Here is a 16873-nt window from a genome sequence, read left to right as displayed (position 1 = left end):
AATCCGCAAGAAACGTTCAGAAGTCCCGGTTTTCTTGACACCACGCACCCGTGCCCTGACTCTCAGTGCTGAACTCCTGTCGCAGAGAGCGCTCTCTCACGCCTCGTCGCCCGTTCATCGGCTTCAGGAGCACCCATGTCAGGAAGGCCCCACCGCACGAGACTGCCCCTGCTCGTCGCCGCGGCGCTGGTCGCGGCCACGATCACGCCGGCGCAGGCCGCCGGCCCGCTGCTCTCCCAGAACCGTCCCGTCACCGCCTCCAGCAGCGAGAACGCCGCGTTCAGCGCGACGGCCGCTGTCGACGGCGACCCCGGCACCCGCTGGTCCAGCCAGTTCAGCGACCCGCAGTGGATCCAGGTCGACCTCGGCTCCCCGGCGAAGGTCGACCAGGTCGTGCTGGCCTGGGAGGCCGCGAGCGCCAGGGCGTACACGCTCAGCATCTCCGCCGACGGCAACTCGTGGCAGGAGCTGCGCCGCACCACCGCCGGACCCGGCGGCACGGAGACGCTCGCGGTCTCCGGCACCGGCCGGTACGTGCGGCTCGACCTCACCCAGCGCGCCACGCAGTACGGCTACTCGCTGTGGGAGTTCCAGGTGTTCGGCACCCGCGACTCCGGCAGCGCGGAAACCCTGCTGTCGTATGGCAAGACCGGGTCCGCCTCGACGTTCCAGGACGACCCGAACTGCGGTGGCTGCACCCCGGCCAAGGCGTTCGACCGCGACCCCGCCACCCGGTGGGCGACCAGCGCGACCACCGGCTGGGTCGACCCCGGCTGGATCTCCGTCGACCTCGGCGCCACGGCCCGGATCTCCAAGGTCGTGCTGCAGTGGGACCCGGCGTTCGCGACCGCGTACCGGATCGAGGTGTCCGACGACAACGCGACCTGGCGGCAGCTCTACTCGACCACGACCGGCCGCGGGTTCAAGGAGACGCTGACCGTCAGCGGCACCGGCCGGTACGTGCGGATGTACGGCACGGCCCGGTCGAACGGCTACGGCTACTCGCTGTGGGAGTTCCAGGTCTACGGCACCGGCGGCAACCCGACGCCCGCGCCACCGCTGCCCCCGAACCCGTCGTTCCCCGGCCGGCTCGTCTGGTCCGACGAGTTCAACGCCCCCGCGGGCACCGCGCCGGACGCCTCGAAGTGGCAGCCGGAGACCGGTCCCGGGGTGAACAACGAGCTGCAGTACTACACGAACAACAACAACGCCCGCCACGACGGCAACGGCAACCTGGTGCTGCAGGCCCGCCGCGAGGTCACGCCGGGCAGCGCCTGCCCGGTCGACCCGGTCAGCGGCAGCACGACCTGCCAGTACACCTCCGCGCGCCTCAACACCTACGGCAAGTTCACGTTCACCTACGGCCGGGTCGAGGCGCGGATCAAGGTGTCGTCCACGCAGGGGTTGTGGCCCGCGTTCTGGATGCTGGGCGCTGACTTCTTCGACCAGCGCCGGCCGTGGCCCCACACCGGCGAGATCGACATCATGGAGCACGTCGGCAAGGAGCCGAACCGGGTCTACTCGACGCTGCACGCCCCGGCGTACTTCGGCGCGGGCGGGTACGGCTCCCCGCTCGACCTCGGCCAGCCCGCGGCGGCGGCGTTCCGCACGTTCGCCGTCGAGTGGGACTCCAGCCACATGACGTTCAGCGTGGACGGCAACCGGTTCTTCACCGTCGACCGCAACGTCCTGGAGACCACCCGCGGGCCGTGGGTGTACGACCACCCGTTCTTCCTGATCATCAACAACGCCGTGGGCGGCGACTGGCCCGGCCCGCCGGGGGCCGGGACGCAGCTGCCGCAGGACATGGTGCTCGACTACGTCAGGGTGTACCAGTGATCGTCGTGCGAGCGGGTGGCGAGACGTCGAACGCCTCGTCGACCGCCTCGACCTCGATCTGCGCCGTCTCGCCGTTCGTGAGCGGGATCGCGGGCACGAAGTACGCGTCGTTCGGCGTGCCACCGAGGAAGAGCCGTTCGGGACCGGCTTTGTAGACCCGGTACTGCCGGACCCGGCCGGGGGAGCGGGTCCAGGTGAGCCGTGCCGACACCGTGGCGGCGTCGGTGCGGCTCACCAGCTCCACCCGCGGGTTCGCCGGTGCGGCGGGTGCGGTCATGGCCGGGTCGGTGACGCCGATGCGGCCGACGAGGGCGGTCACCGGGCCGCCGGGCAGCACCCGCAGCGCGATCTCGGTGAGCGTCGCACCGGCGTGCTCACCGAGCGGGAACACGCTGCGCCGCCACCCGCCGCTGACGCTGCCGAGGTCGAGCACCCGCTCGGTGGTCCCGATCCGCAGCACGGCCTGCAACCGCGACGGACCGGTGCCGGTGCGGTGCACGACCTCGAACTGGCTGCTGCCGGTGAGGGGGAGCGCCGTCGCGAACAGCCGCACGTCGTTGGCGGACGCGGGTGTGCCGGTGATCTTCAGCGCGGTGCCGCCGTCGTACGGGTCGTCCCAGTCCAGCGAGGGCACGACCTTCGTGCCGCTGCCGGTGACGCTCCACCGCCAGGTCGGCAGCACGTCCTGCAACGCCAGGTTGTTCCACTGCTGCGTCGAACGGACCGTGCCGCCGACGGCGAACTTGCGGCCGTGCCCGGTGTTGAAGTTCGTGACGAACGGCAGGGAGGTGATCGGCGTCAGCTCGGTGATGTGGTGGGCGACGCCCTTCCACGCCGCGTTTGTCGTCGTGTTGGCCGGGTCGCCGTTCGGCCCGACCCAGAACCTGTTGTCCCGCGCGTAGAAGTCGGCGGGACCGGTCGCGGACTTGAACGTCCACTCCGGACGGTAGAAGCCGAGCGAGGTGGTGTGCGGCCCGCCCTCGGGGAAGATCGAGGCCCAGGCGACGCTGGTGTTGTAGCCGTTCGACTCGACGTCCACACCGGACGCCAGGTCGTACGGGCTGCGACCCATCTGCCGGGCGAGGTTCGCCGAGTTCTGCAAGCCCTGCGCGCTCCACCAGAAGTTCAGGAACATCTCGTCGGAGGGGGCGAAGAACATCCGGTTGCGCGCGGTCAGCGCGTTCTGCCAGGAGACGCTGCCGGTGTCGGTCATCGCGTCGTACCAGATGATCCGCAGGCCGCTCCTCTTCAGGTAGACGATGAAGTCGCGCATGTCGGCGGCCAGCTGGGCGTTGCCGCCGGCGGTCTCCTGGTTGAGGAACCAGCCGTCGAAACCGTGGTGGCGGGCCACCTGGACCATCTTGTCCGCCACCGGGAACCGGTCGCCCTCGCGCCGGACGAGGTCCCGCACCCACTGCAGCTGACCGCCGTACGCGGTGGGCGGCAGGAACACGTTGCCGATCACCTTCACGCCGTTGCGGTGCGCGGCGTCGGTGACGGTCGGGTTCGGCGCGAGGATCAGGCCCTCGGAGGCGCTGCCGCCCCAGAACACCAGCTCGTCGACGTACTGCCAGTAGTTGGTGGCGTAGTAGTTCATGTCGAGCGCGCCCTGGGCGGGGTTGCCGCTCGTCGGCGCGTACGCGACCAGCGCCTGCACCCGCGCCTCGTTCGCGCGGGCGTGCGGGTTGGCCGGCCGGGCGGGCACGACGCGCCGGGCGAGGGGGACCGAGCTGCGGTTGTACCGCGCGTCCCGGTCCGTCGCCGGATCCCAGTCGAGGATCGTGGCGGGGTGCCAGTAGGACGCGTACGGCTGGGCGACATCGGCCAGCGCGGAAGCGGGGGCGTCGGGCAGCAGACCTGTTAGCGCTGCCGTTGAGCTCAGTACGAGGAACTGTCTCCTGGTGGGCACGCGCTCACCCTTGTGCGGCATCTGATTCGTCGCATACCGCCTCTACGGTGACCTGATCGGACGACAATTCCCTGCTCAGCTGCGCTCGGTAACCATCCGACCGGACGAATCGGACGAGCCTACCGAGCGGTAGCGTTGGGGACGCCGTTTTGGTTCCCCTGCAACCAATTGAGGTGTATTCGTCGTGCGCATCAAAGTCGTTGTCGCGGCACTCGTCCTGGCCTTCGCCCCCACCGCCACCGCCACCGCGCTGGCCAACCCCCACGAACGCGGTCCGGCACCCACGGCCGCGTCGGTCGAGGCGTCGCGCGGCACCTTCGCCGTCACCCAGACCACCATCGCCCGCCAGCCGGACTTCGGCGGCGGCACCGTCTACACCCCCACCAGCGACCTCAAGTTCGGCGCTGTCGCCGTCTCACCCGGCTTCACCGCCACCCAGTCGTCGGTCGCGCACTTCGGTCCCCGGCTCGCGTCCTTCGGGTTCGTGGTGGTCACCATCAACACCCTGTCCGGCTTCGACGACCCCGACAGCCGCGGCCGCCAGCTGCTCGCGGCACTGGACTACGCCGTCCGCACCAACCCCCGCGTCGACGCCTCGCGCCTGGCCGTGATGGGTCACTCGATGGGCGGCGGCGGCGCACTGCGCGCCTCGGTCTCCCGGCCCGCCCTGCAGGCCTCCATCCCGCTGGCCGCTTGGCACACCACGAAGAACTGGTCGGCCGTCGGCGTCCCGACCCTCGTGCTCGGCGGCCAGAGCGACCCGACCGCACCCAACTCGCAGCACTCGCTGCCGTTCTACACCTCGATGACCGCCGCACCGGACAAGGCGTTCCTCGAACTGCGCGGCGGCGACCACTCCGACCCGCGCAGCGACAACGTGACCGTCCGCAAGTTCACGCTGTCGTGGCTCAAGCGGTTCGTCGACGACGACCTGCGCTACGACCAGTTCCTGTGCCCGGCCCCCGCGCCGAACACCGCCATCAGCGCGTACCGCGACACCTGCCCGCACTCCTGACCCCGGTGGGCAAGGCGTCTGCAAGTACTACCGACACGGTGGTCGGCAGTACTTGCAGACGCCAGAACAAGGATCACTCGTAGGCGATGGCGTCCAGGACGTTGAGCCGTGCGGCGCGGATGGCCGGCAGGATCGCCGCGACCACGCCGACGAACGCGGCCACCACCAGGTACTGGACCATCGTGGCCCACGGGAAACCGAGCTCGGAGATGCCCTGGTCCTTCAGCGCCTGCACGGTCGCGACGCCCAGCGCGAGGCCGACCGCGAGACCGAGGACCGCGCCGAAGACGGAGATCACCACCGACTCGACGGTGATCATCCGCATCACCTGCGAGCGCCGCATGCCGATGGCGCGCAGCAGACCGAGCTCGCGGGTCCGTTCGATCACCGACAGCGCCAGGGTGTTGATGACGCCCAGCACCGCGATGAGGATCGCGAGCGCCAGCAGGATCTGGATCATCAGCAGGACCGTGTCGAACTGCGAGGTCGTCTGCTTCACGAACGCGCTGCGGTCCTGCACGGTGATCTCGGGGTTGTCGGCGAACAGCGGCTCGACCCGCTTCTGCACGTCCGCCGCACTGGTGCCGGGGTTCACCTGCACGAACGCCTGGGCGACCCGGTCGGAGCGGAAGTTCTTGCCCGCCGACTCCGGCAGCACCAGCGCACCCTGCAGCACCTGGGACTTGGCCCAGATGAACCCGACCGTGAAGGTCTGCGGCTGCGCGGCCCTGGCCAGCTGCAGCGACACCGTGCTGCCGACCGTCCAGCCCTTCTCGGCCGCCATCTCCTCGGGCAGCGCGAGCTGGTCGTCCTTCAGCGGCGCGATCTCACCGGACTTCGGCTTCAGCGCGAACATCGTCGCCAGTGCGGGCACGTCGTTGACGCCGACCGCGAACAGCTGGCTGTCGCCCTGGAGCACACCGTCCTGCGACCAGCCGACGGCCGACTTCACGCCCTCGGTCCGTTCGACCTCCGACAGCACGTCCCGCGGGAACGTCGCCGGCTGGCCCTCCGCCTGGCCCTCACCGGAGATGATCAGGTCGGTCTGCAGCTGACCGGAGGCCAGCTTCTCGATCGACTTGGTCGCCGACGTCAGCACCACGCTCACGCCGGTGATCAGCGAGATGCCCACCATCAGCGCGGCGGCGGTGATGGCGGTGCGGCGCGGGTTGCGGGCGGAGTTGCGCCGGCCCAGCAGGCCCGGCATCGACCACGACAGCAGCCGGCCGATCAGCGACACCATCGGCCGCGACAGGATCGGCGTCAGCAGCGCCACGCCCACGAACGCCACCAGGATGCCGCCGAAGATCAACGGCAACGACGCCTGCCGGAAGCCGAAGGCCAGTGCCGTGCCACCGGCGGCCGCGACCAGCGCGCCGGTGACGGTGATCTTCGTCAGCGGCCGGTCCGGCGTGGCCGCCTCGCGCATGGCCGCGACCGGTGCGATCCGCGACGCCCGCAGCGCAGGCAGGACCGCCGCGACCACGGTGACGACGATGCCGACCGCGAACGACGAGATCACCGCGGACGCCGGCACCCCGATGCCCGCGAGCTGCAGGTTCGTGCCGCCCACCGAGCTGAAGATCGTCGCCAGCAGCGCCCCGACGCCGACCCCTGCCCCGAGGCCGGCGATCGACGCGATGAGGCCGATCACGAACGCCTCCAGCACCACCGAGCCGATGACCTGGCCGCGGGAGGCGCCCATCGACCGCAACAGCGCGAGCTCCCGCGTGCGCTGGGCGACGATGATGGAGAACGTGTTGAGGATGATGAAGATGCCGACGAACAACGCGATGCCGGCGAACCCGAGCAGCACGTAGTTGAAGAACTTCAGGCCCTCGTTGATCTGGTCGGCCTGCTCCTTCGCGAGCGTCGCACCGGTCTTCACGTCGTAGCCGGAGCCGAGCTTCGCGGCCACGGCGTCGCGCAGCGCGTCGTCGGACGTGCCGGCCGCGGCGGTCACGGTGACCGAGGAGTACGCGTCCTGCTTGCCCAGCAACAGCCGCTGCGCCACGGGTTCGGTGAACGCCACGGACAGCTCGCCGCCCAGCGACTCGCGGCCACCGGCGTACTCGTAGACACCGGCGATCTTGAAGGTCTTCTTCGGCTCCAGCGTGAGCAGCCCGATCTCGTCGCCGACCTTGAAGCCACCGGTCGAGGCGAGGTAGGCGTTGACGACGACCTCGTCGTCGGCCGCGGGAGCCTTGCCGTCGCGGATCTTCTCCTGGCCGGTGCCGGTCCAGTTGGTGCCGAACCGCGGTGCGCCGGAGGTCGTGATGACCTTGCCGTTCTTGCCGATCGGCCGCGCGGACCCCTGCACCTCGCCGACCGCGGACGCCACGCCCGGCACCGCCTTCACGTCGGCGATCGCCTGCGGCGTGAGCGGCTGGGGCTCCTTGCCCTTCTCCTGCTTCGGCGACACCGAGACGTCCACGTTGGCGAACGCCGACGAGAACAGGTCAGTGAACGACCGCTGCAGCGTGTCGGTCAGCACGAACGACCCGGACACGAACATCACGCCCAGCACCACCGCGAGCGCGGACAGCACCAGCCGGAGCTTGCGCGACAGCAAGCTCTTGATAGTGGCCTTAAGCATGTGGCACCACGACACCGTCGAGGTGCTTCATCGTCTCCAGGACCTCGTCGGCCGAGGGCGCCAGCAGCTCGCGGACGATGTGGCCGTCCTTGAGGAAGATGACGCGGTCTGCGTACGACGCGGCGTTCGGGTCGTGCGTGACCATCACGATCGTCTGCCCGAACTCGCGGGCGGACCGCTGCAGGAACGCGAGCACCTCGGCACCGGACTGCGAGTCCAGGTTGCCGGTCGGCTCGTCCGCGAACACGACCTCGGGCCGCGACACCAGGGCACGCGCGCAGGCCACGCGCTGCTGCTGGCCACCCGACAGCTGCGTCGGGCGGTGCGAGAGCCGGTCGCGCAGGCCGACGGTGTCGATGACGACGTCGAACCACTCCCGGTCGACCTTCTTGCCGCCGATGGCGAGCGGCAGCGTGATGTTCTCCTCGGCGGTCAGCGTCGGCAGCAGGTTGAACTGCTGGAAGATGAACCCGACCTGGTCGCGCCGCAGCTCGGTGAGCCCCCGGTCCTTCAGGCCGGTGACCTTGGTGTCACCGATCCACACCTCGCCGCGGGTCACGTCGTCCAGCCCCGCCAGGCAGTGCATCAGGGTCGACTTGCCCGACCCCGACGGTCCCATGATCGCGGTGAACCGCGACCGCTCCAGCTCGACGCTCACCCCCGCGAGCGCGGTCACGGCGGCGTCGCCGGACCCGTATTCCTTCCACACGTCGACGGCTCTCGCCGCGACTCCATCGGACGTGCTCACTGTCTGTCCCCTCCTGTGGGATTTCTTGCGCACCATCTTCGACGACGCGGCGTACCGGAGGGTCAGGTCTTCCCCTGAGATCAACCCTGAACCAGTGTGCCCCCACACCTCAGCACCGGCATGCTGAGAGAGCTCTCAGCCCCGGCGGGTGCGCGTCATCGCGTGGTCGCGAGGGGAACGGTATTCCACAGGCGGCACAGTGTCTTCCGCCTTCGGATGACTAGGCGGTCAACTTCCGTCGCATGGGGACGGTGGGTTCCATCCGCCACGAAACCAGTTCCACCCGCAGGCCTTCGCGCAGCGCGTTCGCGGCGAGCCAGTGGTCCACGTCGCCGAGGTAGGCGCTCGCGGGCCGCGGCCAGCGGTCCAGCCACCGCCCGAACGCGGCGTTGAGCGCGATCGGTCCGCCCGGCGGGCGCACGCCCAGCACGAGCACGGGGTCCTCCCCGGTGACGAACCCGGTGGCGGTCTCGTGCACGCCACCGAAGAGGACCCGGTCCGCGCCCACCTCACGGGCCTTGTCCGCCACCGCGAAGAACGCCGACCCGCGCCCGGAGGCCCGCACCACCAGCTGGTGCGCGCCGAAGTCGGTGTCGAGGAACTCGTCGGCGCACGTGCCGTCATCGGCCAGCACCAGCACGTTCGTGCCGCCGGGGAGTGCCCCGACCTGGTCCGGGTGCGTGATGCCGATGACGGTGATGCCCACGGGACAGATCCTGACCGGCCCGTGTTAAGCCTTGGCGCCGTTGGTGTTAAACAAGTTTCGGCAGCACCTCGGCACCGAAGAGCCGGATCGTCTCGATGACCGACTCGTGGGGCATGCCCCCGATGTCCACCATCACCAGGTGCGTGTCGATGGACAGCGTCCGCGCCAACGCGTTCAGCCGCGCCGCCACCTCGTCGGGCGTCCCGCAGACCGCGGCACCCTCCATGATCTCGTCGACATCGATGTCACCGTCACCGCGCCACGGGTCGGCGAACCGCGCGTACTCGGCCAGGTGCGGCCGCCACCGCTCGCGCGCGTCGGACTCCGCCACGAACACGTGGCTGGGCACCCCGACGCGGCCGGTGGGGAAGCGTTCGCGGTAGCGCTGCACGACGTCTTGGTAGATCGACGGGTCGCGCAGCGTCGAGGGCAGCATCAGCGGCATCTCCAGCTCGGCCCCGAGATCGGCCGACACCGCCGATCCCGACCCGATCCACACCGTCGGGCGCGGCGTCTGCACCGGCCGCGGCGTCGTCGTCACCTCGGTCAGCTGGCCGCGGAACCGCCCGTCCCAGCTCACCTCCGGCTCCTCCAGCAGCTTGAGCAGCAGCCGCAGGTGCTCCTCGAACCGGGCCCGCAGCTCACCGGGCTGCACCCCGAACGCCGCATCGGTCTGCTGGTCCACCCCGCGCGCCACGATCAGCTCCGCGCGCCCGCTCGACAGCACGTCGAGCGTCGCCAGCGCCTCGGCCACCAGGACCGGGTCGCGGTGGGCGAGCAGCGTGACGCCCGTGGACAGCCGCAGCGTGGACGTCCGCGCCGCCACGGCCGACAGCAGCAGTTCGGGGGCGGACACGATGTAGCGGGTGAAGTGGTGCTCGCCGATCGCGACGCCGGCGAACCCCGCATCCTCGGCCACCACCGCCTGCTCGACCATCGCCCGCAGCCGTTCGGCCTGCGGCACCTCCCGGCCCGTGCACGGGTTGGGCAGGTGGTCGCCGAGGATCAGCAGGTAGACGTCCATGACGGACATTTTTCCAGCGCGCGGGGTTAGATGGTCGACATGGTCACCGACAACCGCGCGGAGAGCCGCTACGAGGTCCACGTCGACGGGAAGCTCGCGGGCTTCCTGGAGTACCGGGACGTGGGCGGCGTCCTCGCGCTCGTGCACACCGAGGTCGACGACGCCTACGCCGGGCAGGGCCTCGGCGGGCAGCTCGCGAAGTTCGCACTGGACGACGTCCAGGCCCGCGGGGTGAAGATTTCGCCCCTGTGCCCGTTCGTGGCGAAGTACATCGACAAGCACCCCGAATACCGTGTTACCGTCCGGTAGATAGTTGCGAGCGCTAACGATCGGGGTGAGCGGGCGTGTGGAGTGAGCCGGGCGCGTTCGAGGTGGCACCAGGTGTGCACCGCATTCCGCTGCCGCTGCCCAACGACGGCCTGCGGGCGGTCAACGTGTACGCGGTCGAGGACGGCGACGGCCTGGTGATGATCGACTCCGGCTGGGCCCTCGACGAGGCCCGCGACCAGTTGGAGGCCGCGCTCGGCACCCTGGGCAAGGGCTTCGAGGACATCCGCCGGTTCCTCGTCACGCACGTGCACCGCGACCACTTCACGATGGCGGTGTCGCTGCGCAGGGTGTTCGGCAGCAAGATCGGCCTGGGCCTCGGCGAGCAGCCGTCGCTGCGGCACATGCTGCACGGCCAGGAGGACCAGCACGTCTCCGACCTGCGCAAGTGGGGTGCCGGCGAGCTCGCGGAGACGTGGGTCAAGATCATGCACAGCGTCGACCGCGGCGAGGCGCTGCGCGACTACGAGGAACCCGACGAGTGGCTCACCGCGTCGACCCTCGACCTGGAGCACCGCAGCCTGGAGGTCATCCCGACGCCGGGACACACCCGCGGCCACGTCGTGTTCGTCGACCACACCGCGAAGGTCCTGTTCTCCGGCGACCACGTCCTGCCGCACATCACCCCGTCGATCGGCTTCGAGCCGTTGCGCCCCGAACTGCCCCTGGGCGACTACATGACCTCGCTGCGGCTCACGCGCGGGTTGCCCGACCTCAAGCTCCTGCCCGCGCACGGTCCCGTGACCGACAGCGTCCACGCCCGCGTGGACGAGCTGCTGGGCTTCCACGAGCAGCGGCTGGAGGAGATCGGCAAGGCCGTCGCGGGCACCGCGTTCGAGACCGCCCGCAAGATCGGCTGGACCCGCCGGCAACGCCGGTTCGACGACCTCGACATGTTCAACCAGGTGCTCGCGATCGGCGAGACCGCCGCGCACCTCGACGTCCTCGTCGAACGCGGCGAACTGACCCGGACGGAGTCCGGGGGCGTGTTCGAGTACCTGTCCTGACGGCGGAGGGCCTGAGGGAGTTTCGGGCAAGAGCGATGACCAAACGGGCATTCCTCCATTTTCGCTTCATTCTTCTCGACGGGGAAACTACAGTCGATACCACGAGGTGAGGTGACTCACCGGCTTTCCTCGACGGAATCGCGTCAATGGTCCTCGGCTTTGTCGTGAATTCCGCCGGTGTGTGGCGCACATCTTTTGTTTTTCGACTCGTCGTGTTCCAGGCCCACGGTGGAGTTTGCGATGATTGGTCTAGCGGCATCGGGAGCCGTCGCACGGGCAGACGAGTGGGTGTTGCGGCGCCTGCCCACGGCGGCCTGGGGTGCCGGGAAGAGCGCGGCGGCGGCCGAGGACCTCGTGAGGGAGCTGAGCTCGGAAGTGCTCGCCGGCCTGCCCGAGGTGGCGGAGGTCAGCCGGGACGAGGCGCGGCGCTTGCTCGTCGGCCTGGGGTTCTGCGGCAGCGCGGTGGCGCGGTTCGCCGTGGAGACCGGGCAGGAGGTCGAGCAGGCGTTCGGGCACCTCCGCGTCGGGCGGTCCGCGTGCGCGTTCCGGCGCTACTACGCCGACCTGGCGGAAGCGTCCGGAGCCGGGCATCCGCCACGCCAGGCTTTCGCGTCCGTCGTCACGTGGAACGCGCCCACGGTCGTCGTGAGCGCCGACGGCATGCCGGACGTCCGAATCGCATCCGCGTACGGCGACGGAAGAACGAGGACCTGGACGGGCACGAGCGACGAATCGAATCTTTGGAGGCTGTTCAAGAAGAGCGTCGCCCTCGGTGCCGCCGCCAACGAGTTGCTGTCGCCGCTGATCTCCGGTGAGGTGGAGGTGGAGTCCCCGGAGTTCGTCCGGCGGGCTCTCCTCGCCGCGGAGCTGATCGACAGGATGCGCGAAGAAATGCGCTCGTTCACCGTCAGGAGGCCGACCGGCGGCGGTTCCATGTCGGTCGAGGTCTTCATGGGTGAGATCCGCCAGTACGGCGTTCCCTGGGACCCCGGGGCGGAGGCCCCCAGCGGTCCGCACGAGGCGGAGTGGCTCAAGCGCGACATGATGCTCGGTCAGCGCTCGCCCGAGTACGTGGACCAAGTGCGCCGAAGGTATCCACAGCTGCTGGAAGGGGATGTGCGAGGCGTCGAGGACGCCCTCCGGTCCCCCTCCCTGGAACAGGTCGTGCGGCGGGCCTGCCTGCGCCACCTCTCCTCCGACCACGACAGCGGCGGCAGCCGGCGGGCTCAGGTGCTGTCCGGCGTGCTCGCGGTACGGGCTGTCCACCGTGCGGCAGGCCTGTGCGCCGCCGCGCACCTGGGCCTGGCGAGGAGGTTCCTCTTCGTCCCCCGGCGGCGTTCGGCACCGGCCGGCGAGCGCCCCGGCCTGGAGGTGACCGCGGTGGCCAACGACGCCGGCATCACGGGCATGACCGAAAGCGTCGTCAAACGACTGACCGAGCGCAGGCTCGAACCCGTTCTCGACGACGTCGTCGGGAGAGCGGGAGAAGCCGAGCTGAGCCAGGCGCAGGCCGCACTCGACCGGTGCACCCGCCCCGCGGTCACGATCGTCGATCTTTCCGTCAATCCCTGATCCGTCCCGGGCTCGCGTGCTGGAATGGCGGGCGTGACCCCGCTCGAGCTCGCCGCCTGGACGTGGAAGATGCCACGACGAGGCAGAGGTTTCTGGTTCTCCCTGGCCATCGACGTCCTGTGGCCGATCGTCGTGCTGTTCGTCCGCCTGCGCGTGCGGGGCCGTCAGCACGTGCCCGGCACCGGTGGCGTGATCCTCGCGTTCAACCACCTGTCGAACTCGGACACGGTCGCCGCCGTCGTCTTCGCGCTGATGTCGGACCGCGTCCCGCGCATCCTCGCGAAGGCCTCGCTCTGGCGCACGCCGCTCTTCGGCCGGGTCATGCGCTCAGGCGGCCACATCCCGGTCGAACGGGGCACCGTCAAGGCCGCCAGGGCGCTGCGCCCGGCCGTGGAGGCGCTGAAGGCGGGGGAGTGCGTGATGGTGTTCCCCGAGGGCAGGTTCACCGACGACCCCGGCAACTGGCCGATGAAGGGCAAGTCCGGCGTCGCGCGGATGGCCCTGGAGAGCCGCGCCCCGGTCGTCCCGGTCGCCGAGTGGGGCACCCAGGACCTGCTGCCCAGGGGCACCGTGCTGCCGCGGTTGCTGCCGCGCAAGCGGGTCGAGGTGGTCGCGGGTGCGCCGGTCGACCTGAGCGACCTCTACGACCGCGAACTGACCGCCGAGGTGCTGGACGAGGCGACCGCGCGGGTGATGGATGCGATTGCGGTCACGTTGTCCGGCATACGTTCCGGGGAACCGGGTAGCCGAAGGACATGACTCTGCCCAAGGAAAGCATCAGGCCCGGCGGCGACGGCTTGTGGGCTTCCGTGATCCCGGAACCGCGCGAGGAGCAGCAGTGGGTCGTGCAGGCGGACGACGACCCGTTGATCGTGCTGAGCGTCGACTGACCGCCGGCGACGGACCCGCTACCGCCCAGCTCTGGTGGGCTCGGCGGAGCAGGCAGCCCCGTGGACCAGTCCCGCCAGAACGGCGGGGCTGCCCGCGCTGTCCGGGAAACCGCCCGTGATCAGCGCGGCAGCTTCACCACGGTGACGAAGAAGTCGTCGATCTGGCGCACCACGTCGATGAACCGGTCGAAGTCCACCGGCTTGGTCACGTAGGCGTTCGCGTACAGGCTGTAGCTGCGCAGGATGTCCTCCTCCGCCTCCGACGTCGTCAGCACGACCACCGGGATCGACCGCAGCTCGGCGTCCGCCTTGACCTCGGCCAGCACCTCGCGGCCGTCCTTGCGGGGCAGGTTCAGGTCCAGCAGGATCAGGCCCGGCCGCGGCGCGTTCGCGTACTGGCCCTCGCGGCGCAGGAACTCCAGCGCCTCCACACCGTCCTTCACCACGTGCAGCTGGTTGCGGATCTTGTGGTGCTCGAACGCCTCCTGCGTCATCAGCGCGTCGCCGGGGTCGTCCTCCACGAGCAGGACGTCGATCACGGTCAGCGGTGCCTCGTTCATGCGGTTTCCTCAGGCAGTGCGTCGGTGGCGGGCAGCGTGAACTCGAAGCGCGTACCGGAGTCCACACCGGTGTTCAGCCAGATGGTGCCGCCGTGGTACTCGACGATCTTCCGGCACATCGCCAGTCCGATGCCCGTGCCGGGGTAGGCGTCCTTCGGGTGCAGGCGCTGGAAGATGACGAAGATCCGGTCAGCGTACTCCGGCTCGATCCCGATGCCGTTGTCGTGCACCGAGAACCTCCACATGTCGCCGTCGCGTTCTGCCGCGATGGTGACGACCGGCGGGTCCTCGCCCCTGAACTTCAGCGCGTTGCTGATCAGGTTCTGGAACACCGCGCTGAGCAGCGTCGCCTCGCCGCGCACCGGGGGCAGGTCGGCGACCACGAGGGTCGCGCCGGTCTCCTCGATCCGCTCGGAGAAGCTGTCCTCCAGCTGGCGCACCACCTGGTTGAGGTCCACCATCGTGCGTTCGCGGGTGATGCGGCCCACGCGGGAGAACGCCAGCAGGTCGTTGATCAGGCCCTGCATCCGCTTGGCGCCGTCGACGGCGAAGTCGATGTACTGGTCGGCGCGCTCGTCGAGCTGCCCGCCGTAACGGCGTTGCAGCAGCTGGCAGAACGACGCCACCTTGCGCAGCGGTTCCTGCAGGTCGTGCGAGGCCACGTAGGCGAACTGCTCCAGCTCGGCGTTCGAGCGCTGCAGCTCCGTCTTCGCCGCCTCCAGCGTCGCCAGCTCCTGCACGATGCGGTGGCGCATCGCGTTGACGTCGTCGCCGAGCATCACCGTCTCGCGCGGGCCGTGCACGTCGATGCGGCGCTGGAAGTCGCCGTTCGCAACCTCCCTGACCTGTTCGGCGAGGCTCGCGAGCGGACCGATCAGCATGCGGTGCAGCAGCGCCGACAGGCCGCCGATCACCGCGACCAGCAGCACGCCCATGCCGATGACCAGCCACAACACCACGTTCGCCGCGGCGCTCAGGTCCTGCCTGGCCTGCCGGCCCAGCTCGCCGATGTCGGTCTGCAACCCGGCCAGCTCGGCGCGGATCTGGTCGAACAGCACCTTGCCGCGCTCGATGTCGCTCGGGCTGCCGGGACCGGACAGCTGGACCGCGGTGATCGTCAGCTCCGCGTACTCGGCACGCCACTGGCCCGCCAGCCGGCCGATGCGGTCGAGCCGGCCGCCGGGGTCACCGACGTGGTCGCGCACCCGCTGCGCGGCCTCCCGCTCGGCGTTCTGCCCGTCGAGGTAGGGCCGCAGGAAGTCGTCCTCACCGGTGAGGACGAACCCGCGCAGGCCGGTCTCCTGGTCGAGGAACGCCCGGTTGAGGTCCTTCGCCTCCCGCGCGGCCGGCTCGACCGCGTCGACCGCGCGCTGGCGGGCCGTCGAAAGCGAGTCGAGCGCCACCACGGTCGAGGAGATCGCCACCGCCGTCATCACGAGCAGCACCGTGACGATGACGACCAGCATCCGGCTGGCCGGCATCCGGTCGGACAGTTTCACGTGAGCTTCACCTGGGGTCTTTCAGCAGCAGGACGGCCATGTCGTCGTCTAGTTCCCCGCCGTTGAGCCGGGTAACCTCCGCGATCACCGGATCGAGCCACGACGCGGTGCCGCGGCGCAGCTCGTCCTGCATGATCTCGCACAGGCGCTCGACACCGAGGCGGTCGGTGTCGTCGGGCACCCGGCCCTCGATCAGGCCGTCGGTGAAGCACATGAGCGACCAGCCGGGCGGCAGCGGCACGTCCACGCCGGTCCACGCGTAGTCGGGCAGCACGCCCAGCGGCACGCCGATCTTCGACTGGGGCAGGTCCACGATCTGCTGACCGGCCACCAGCAGCGGTTCGGGGTGACCGGCGAGGAAGTACCGGGCCGAGCGCCGGTCCGGTGCCACGGTGACGGTGCAGGCCGTGGTGAAGATGCCCTCACCGTGCCGCTCCGCGACCAGCACCTGGTCGAGCGTCCGCAGCACCTTCTCCGGCGGTTCGCCCGCGAGCACCAGCGCACGCCACGCGATCCGCAGGCAGACGCCCAGCGCGGCCTCGTCGGGGCCGTGGCCGCAGACGTCGCCGATGATCGCGTGCACCGTGCCGTCGGGCAGGCCGACCGCGTCGTAGAAGTCACCGCCGAGCAGCATCCGCTGGCCACCGGGCTGGTAGCGGACCTCCAGGTCCAGGTCGGAGCCCTTGAGCAGCGGGGGAGGGAGCAGGCCGCGTTCCAGGCGGGCGCGTTCCTGAGCGACCAGGGTGGCCTCGCGCAGCTTCTGCTGGGCGTCGTCGGCCCGGCGCCGTTCGACCGCGTACCGCACGCCGCGCAGCAGCAGCTCGCCGTCGACCTGACCCTTGACCAGGTAGTCCTCGGCACCGGCCGCGACCGCGTCGATGCCCTCGCCCTCGTCGTCCAGGCCGGTGAGCACGATGATCGCGGGCGCGCGGGGTATGCCCAGCAGCCGGTGCAGGCCGTTCAGGCCGTGGGAGTCGGGCAGGCCGAGGTCGAGCAGCACGCACTCCGCGTCGGCCAGCAGGGTCTCCGCTTCGGCCAGCGTGCGGGCACGCGTCAGCTGGAATGGCGCGTTCGCCTCTTCGAGGAGCGCCTCGACGAGGACCGCGTCACCATCGTCGTCCTCGACCAAGAGGACGCGCACGGTCTTGGTTCGCATCACGTCGGACTTTAACGCGATTCGG

At 70.1% G+C, this 16873-nt stretch carries 15 protein-coding genes; 7 read left to right on the top strand and 8 right to left on the bottom strand.

The window, feature by feature from the left end; all coding sequences use genetic code 11:
• The first annotated feature begins 135 nt into the window (after positions 1–135).
• A complete protein-coding gene (locus ACZ7CF_RS31095) occupies positions 136–1839 on the top strand; it encodes a discoidin domain-containing protein (RefSeq protein ID WP_470371241.1) in 1704 nt (567 codons plus the stop codon).
• Here ACZ7CF_RS31095 and ACZ7CF_RS31090 read toward each other — a convergent pair.
• Complete coding sequence (locus ACZ7CF_RS31090; protein WP_470371240.1) at positions 1823–3748, bottom strand: endo-beta-N-acetylglucosaminidase; 1926 nt, start codon at positions 3746–3748, stop codon at positions 1823–1825. The two genes, ACZ7CF_RS31095 and ACZ7CF_RS31090, sit on opposite strands and share 17 nt — an antisense overlap.
• Positions 3749–3932: 184 nt before the next feature.
• On the opposite strand from ACZ7CF_RS31090, the gene ACZ7CF_RS31085 reads away from it, so the two are divergent.
• Entirely contained in the window at positions 3933–4763 is an 831-nt protein-coding gene (locus tag ACZ7CF_RS31085; protein WP_470371239.1) for a dienelactone hydrolase family protein, read from the top strand.
• 73 nt (positions 4764–4836) lie between these two features.
• On the opposite strand, the gene ACZ7CF_RS31080 is transcribed toward ACZ7CF_RS31085, so the two are convergent.
• The 4 genes from ACZ7CF_RS31080 to ACZ7CF_RS31065 form a co-directional block, all read right to left on the bottom strand.
• Positions 4837–7359, bottom strand: coding sequence for an ABC transporter permease (locus ACZ7CF_RS31080; RefSeq protein ID WP_470371238.1), 2523 nt, complete (start codon positions 7357–7359; stop codon positions 4837–4839).
• Positions 7352–8143 (bottom strand): ABC transporter ATP-binding protein, encoded by a 792-nt coding sequence (locus tag ACZ7CF_RS31075; RefSeq protein ID WP_360396486.1) that lies wholly within the window; start codon positions 8141–8143, stop codon positions 7352–7354. Before ACZ7CF_RS31075 ends, ACZ7CF_RS31080 begins: the two co-directional genes overlap by 8 nt.
• 184 nt (positions 8144–8327) lie before the next feature.
• On the bottom strand, positions 8328–8813 hold the full coding sequence (locus ACZ7CF_RS31070; RefSeq protein WP_360396224.1) for a hypothetical protein: 486 nt from the start codon (positions 8811–8813) through the stop codon (positions 8328–8330).
• Positions 8814–8859: 46 nt separating this feature from the next.
• Complete coding sequence (locus tag ACZ7CF_RS31065) at positions 8860–9837, bottom strand: LLM class flavin-dependent oxidoreductase (RefSeq protein WP_470371237.1); 978 nt, start codon at positions 9835–9837, stop codon at positions 8860–8862.
• 39 nt (positions 9838–9876) lie between these two features.
• Here ACZ7CF_RS31065 and ACZ7CF_RS31060 point away from each other — a divergent pair, with 39 nt between their 5' ends.
• The 5 genes from ACZ7CF_RS31060 to ACZ7CF_RS31040 all read left to right on the top strand — a co-directional run bounded on the left by ACZ7CF_RS31060 (position 9877) and on the right by ACZ7CF_RS31040 (position 13633).
• The gene (locus ACZ7CF_RS31060) at positions 9877–10146 is read left to right on the top strand and encodes a GNAT family N-acetyltransferase (protein ID WP_360396228.1); all 270 of its coding nucleotides are present in this window, start codon (positions 9877–9879) and stop codon (positions 10144–10146) included.
• A 35-nt stretch (positions 10147–10181) separates the two neighbouring features.
• Positions 10182–11171, top strand: a complete 990-nt coding sequence (locus tag ACZ7CF_RS31055; RefSeq protein WP_470371236.1) for an MBL fold metallo-hydrolase — start codon at positions 10182–10184, stop codon at positions 11169–11171.
• A 240-nt stretch (positions 11172–11411) separates the two neighbouring features.
• Positions 11412–12743, top strand: a complete 1332-nt coding sequence (locus tag ACZ7CF_RS31050; RefSeq protein ID WP_360396232.1) for a hypothetical protein — start codon at positions 11412–11414, stop codon at positions 12741–12743.
• 24 nt (positions 12744–12767) lie between these two features.
• Entirely contained in the window at positions 12768–13502 is a 735-nt protein-coding gene (locus tag ACZ7CF_RS31045) for a lysophospholipid acyltransferase family protein (RefSeq protein ID WP_458431299.1), read from the top strand.
• Positions 13499–13633 carry a hypothetical protein gene (locus tag ACZ7CF_RS31040; RefSeq protein WP_360396235.1) on the top strand — a complete coding sequence of 45 codons (135 nt, stop codon included), beginning with the start codon at positions 13499–13501 and terminating at the stop codon, positions 13631–13633. Before ACZ7CF_RS31045 ends, ACZ7CF_RS31040 begins: the two co-directional genes overlap by 4 nt.
• A gap of 119 nt (positions 13634–13752) precedes the next feature.
• Here the strand turns inward: ACZ7CF_RS31040 and ACZ7CF_RS31035 are convergent, their stop codons facing one another.
• From ACZ7CF_RS31035 to ACZ7CF_RS31025, 3 genes are read right to left on the bottom strand one after another with little or no spacing between them, the layout of a single operon-like run.
• Positions 13753–14193, bottom strand: coding sequence for a response regulator (locus tag ACZ7CF_RS31035; protein ID WP_360396236.1), 441 nt, complete (start codon positions 14191–14193; stop codon positions 13753–13755).
• A complete protein-coding gene (locus tag ACZ7CF_RS31030) occupies positions 14190–15692 on the bottom strand; it encodes a sensor histidine kinase (protein ID WP_360396238.1) in 1503 nt (500 codons plus the stop codon). The genes ACZ7CF_RS31035 and ACZ7CF_RS31030 overlap by 4 nt, the downstream gene beginning before the upstream one ends.
• 7 nt (positions 15693–15699) lie before the next feature.
• A complete protein-coding gene (locus ACZ7CF_RS31025; RefSeq protein ID WP_360396240.1) occupies positions 15700–16848 on the bottom strand; it encodes a PP2C family protein-serine/threonine phosphatase in 1149 nt (382 codons plus the stop codon).
• Positions 16849–16873: the final 25 nt, after the last annotated feature.

It is taken from the genome of Lentzea sp. NPDC036955 (assembly GCF_055608005.1).
Note: the sequence above shows the minus strand (reverse complement) of the source record. Positions and strands in the feature narration are given on the sequence as shown.

Coding starts and splice junctions, on each gene's coding strand:
- ACZ7CF_RS31040 (WP_360396235.1), top strand. CDS start 13,499: ATGACTCTGCCCAAGGAAAGCATCAGGCCCGGCGGCGACGGCTTGTGG.
- ACZ7CF_RS31045 (WP_458431299.1), top strand. CDS start 12,768: ATGGCGGGCGTGACCCCGCTCGAGCTCGCCGCCTGGACGTGGAAGATG.
- ACZ7CF_RS31060 (WP_360396228.1), top strand. CDS start 9,877: ATGGTCACCGACAACCGCGCGGAGAGCCGCTACGAGGTCCACGTCGAC.
- ACZ7CF_RS31025 (WP_360396240.1), bottom strand. CDS start 16,848: ATGCGAACCAAGACCGTGCGCGTCCTCTTGGTCGAGGACGACGATGGT.
- ACZ7CF_RS31095 (WP_470371241.1), top strand. CDS start 136: ATGTCAGGAAGGCCCCACCGCACGAGACTGCCCCTGCTCGTCGCCGCG.
- ACZ7CF_RS31080 (WP_470371238.1), bottom strand. CDS start 7,359: ATGCTTAAGGCCACTATCAAGAGCTTGCTGTCGCGCAAGCTCCGGCTG.
- ACZ7CF_RS31065 (WP_470371237.1), bottom strand. CDS start 9,837: ATGGACGTCTACCTGCTGATCCTCGGCGACCACCTGCCCAACCCGTGC.
- ACZ7CF_RS31050 (WP_360396232.1), top strand. CDS start 11,412: ATGATTGGTCTAGCGGCATCGGGAGCCGTCGCACGGGCAGACGAGTGG.
- ACZ7CF_RS31075 (WP_360396486.1), bottom strand. CDS start 8,143: ATGGTGCGCAAGAAATCCCACAGGAGGGGACAGACAGTGAGCACGTCC.
- ACZ7CF_RS31035 (WP_360396236.1), bottom strand. CDS start 14,193: ATGAACGAGGCACCGCTGACCGTGATCGACGTCCTGCTCGTGGAGGAC.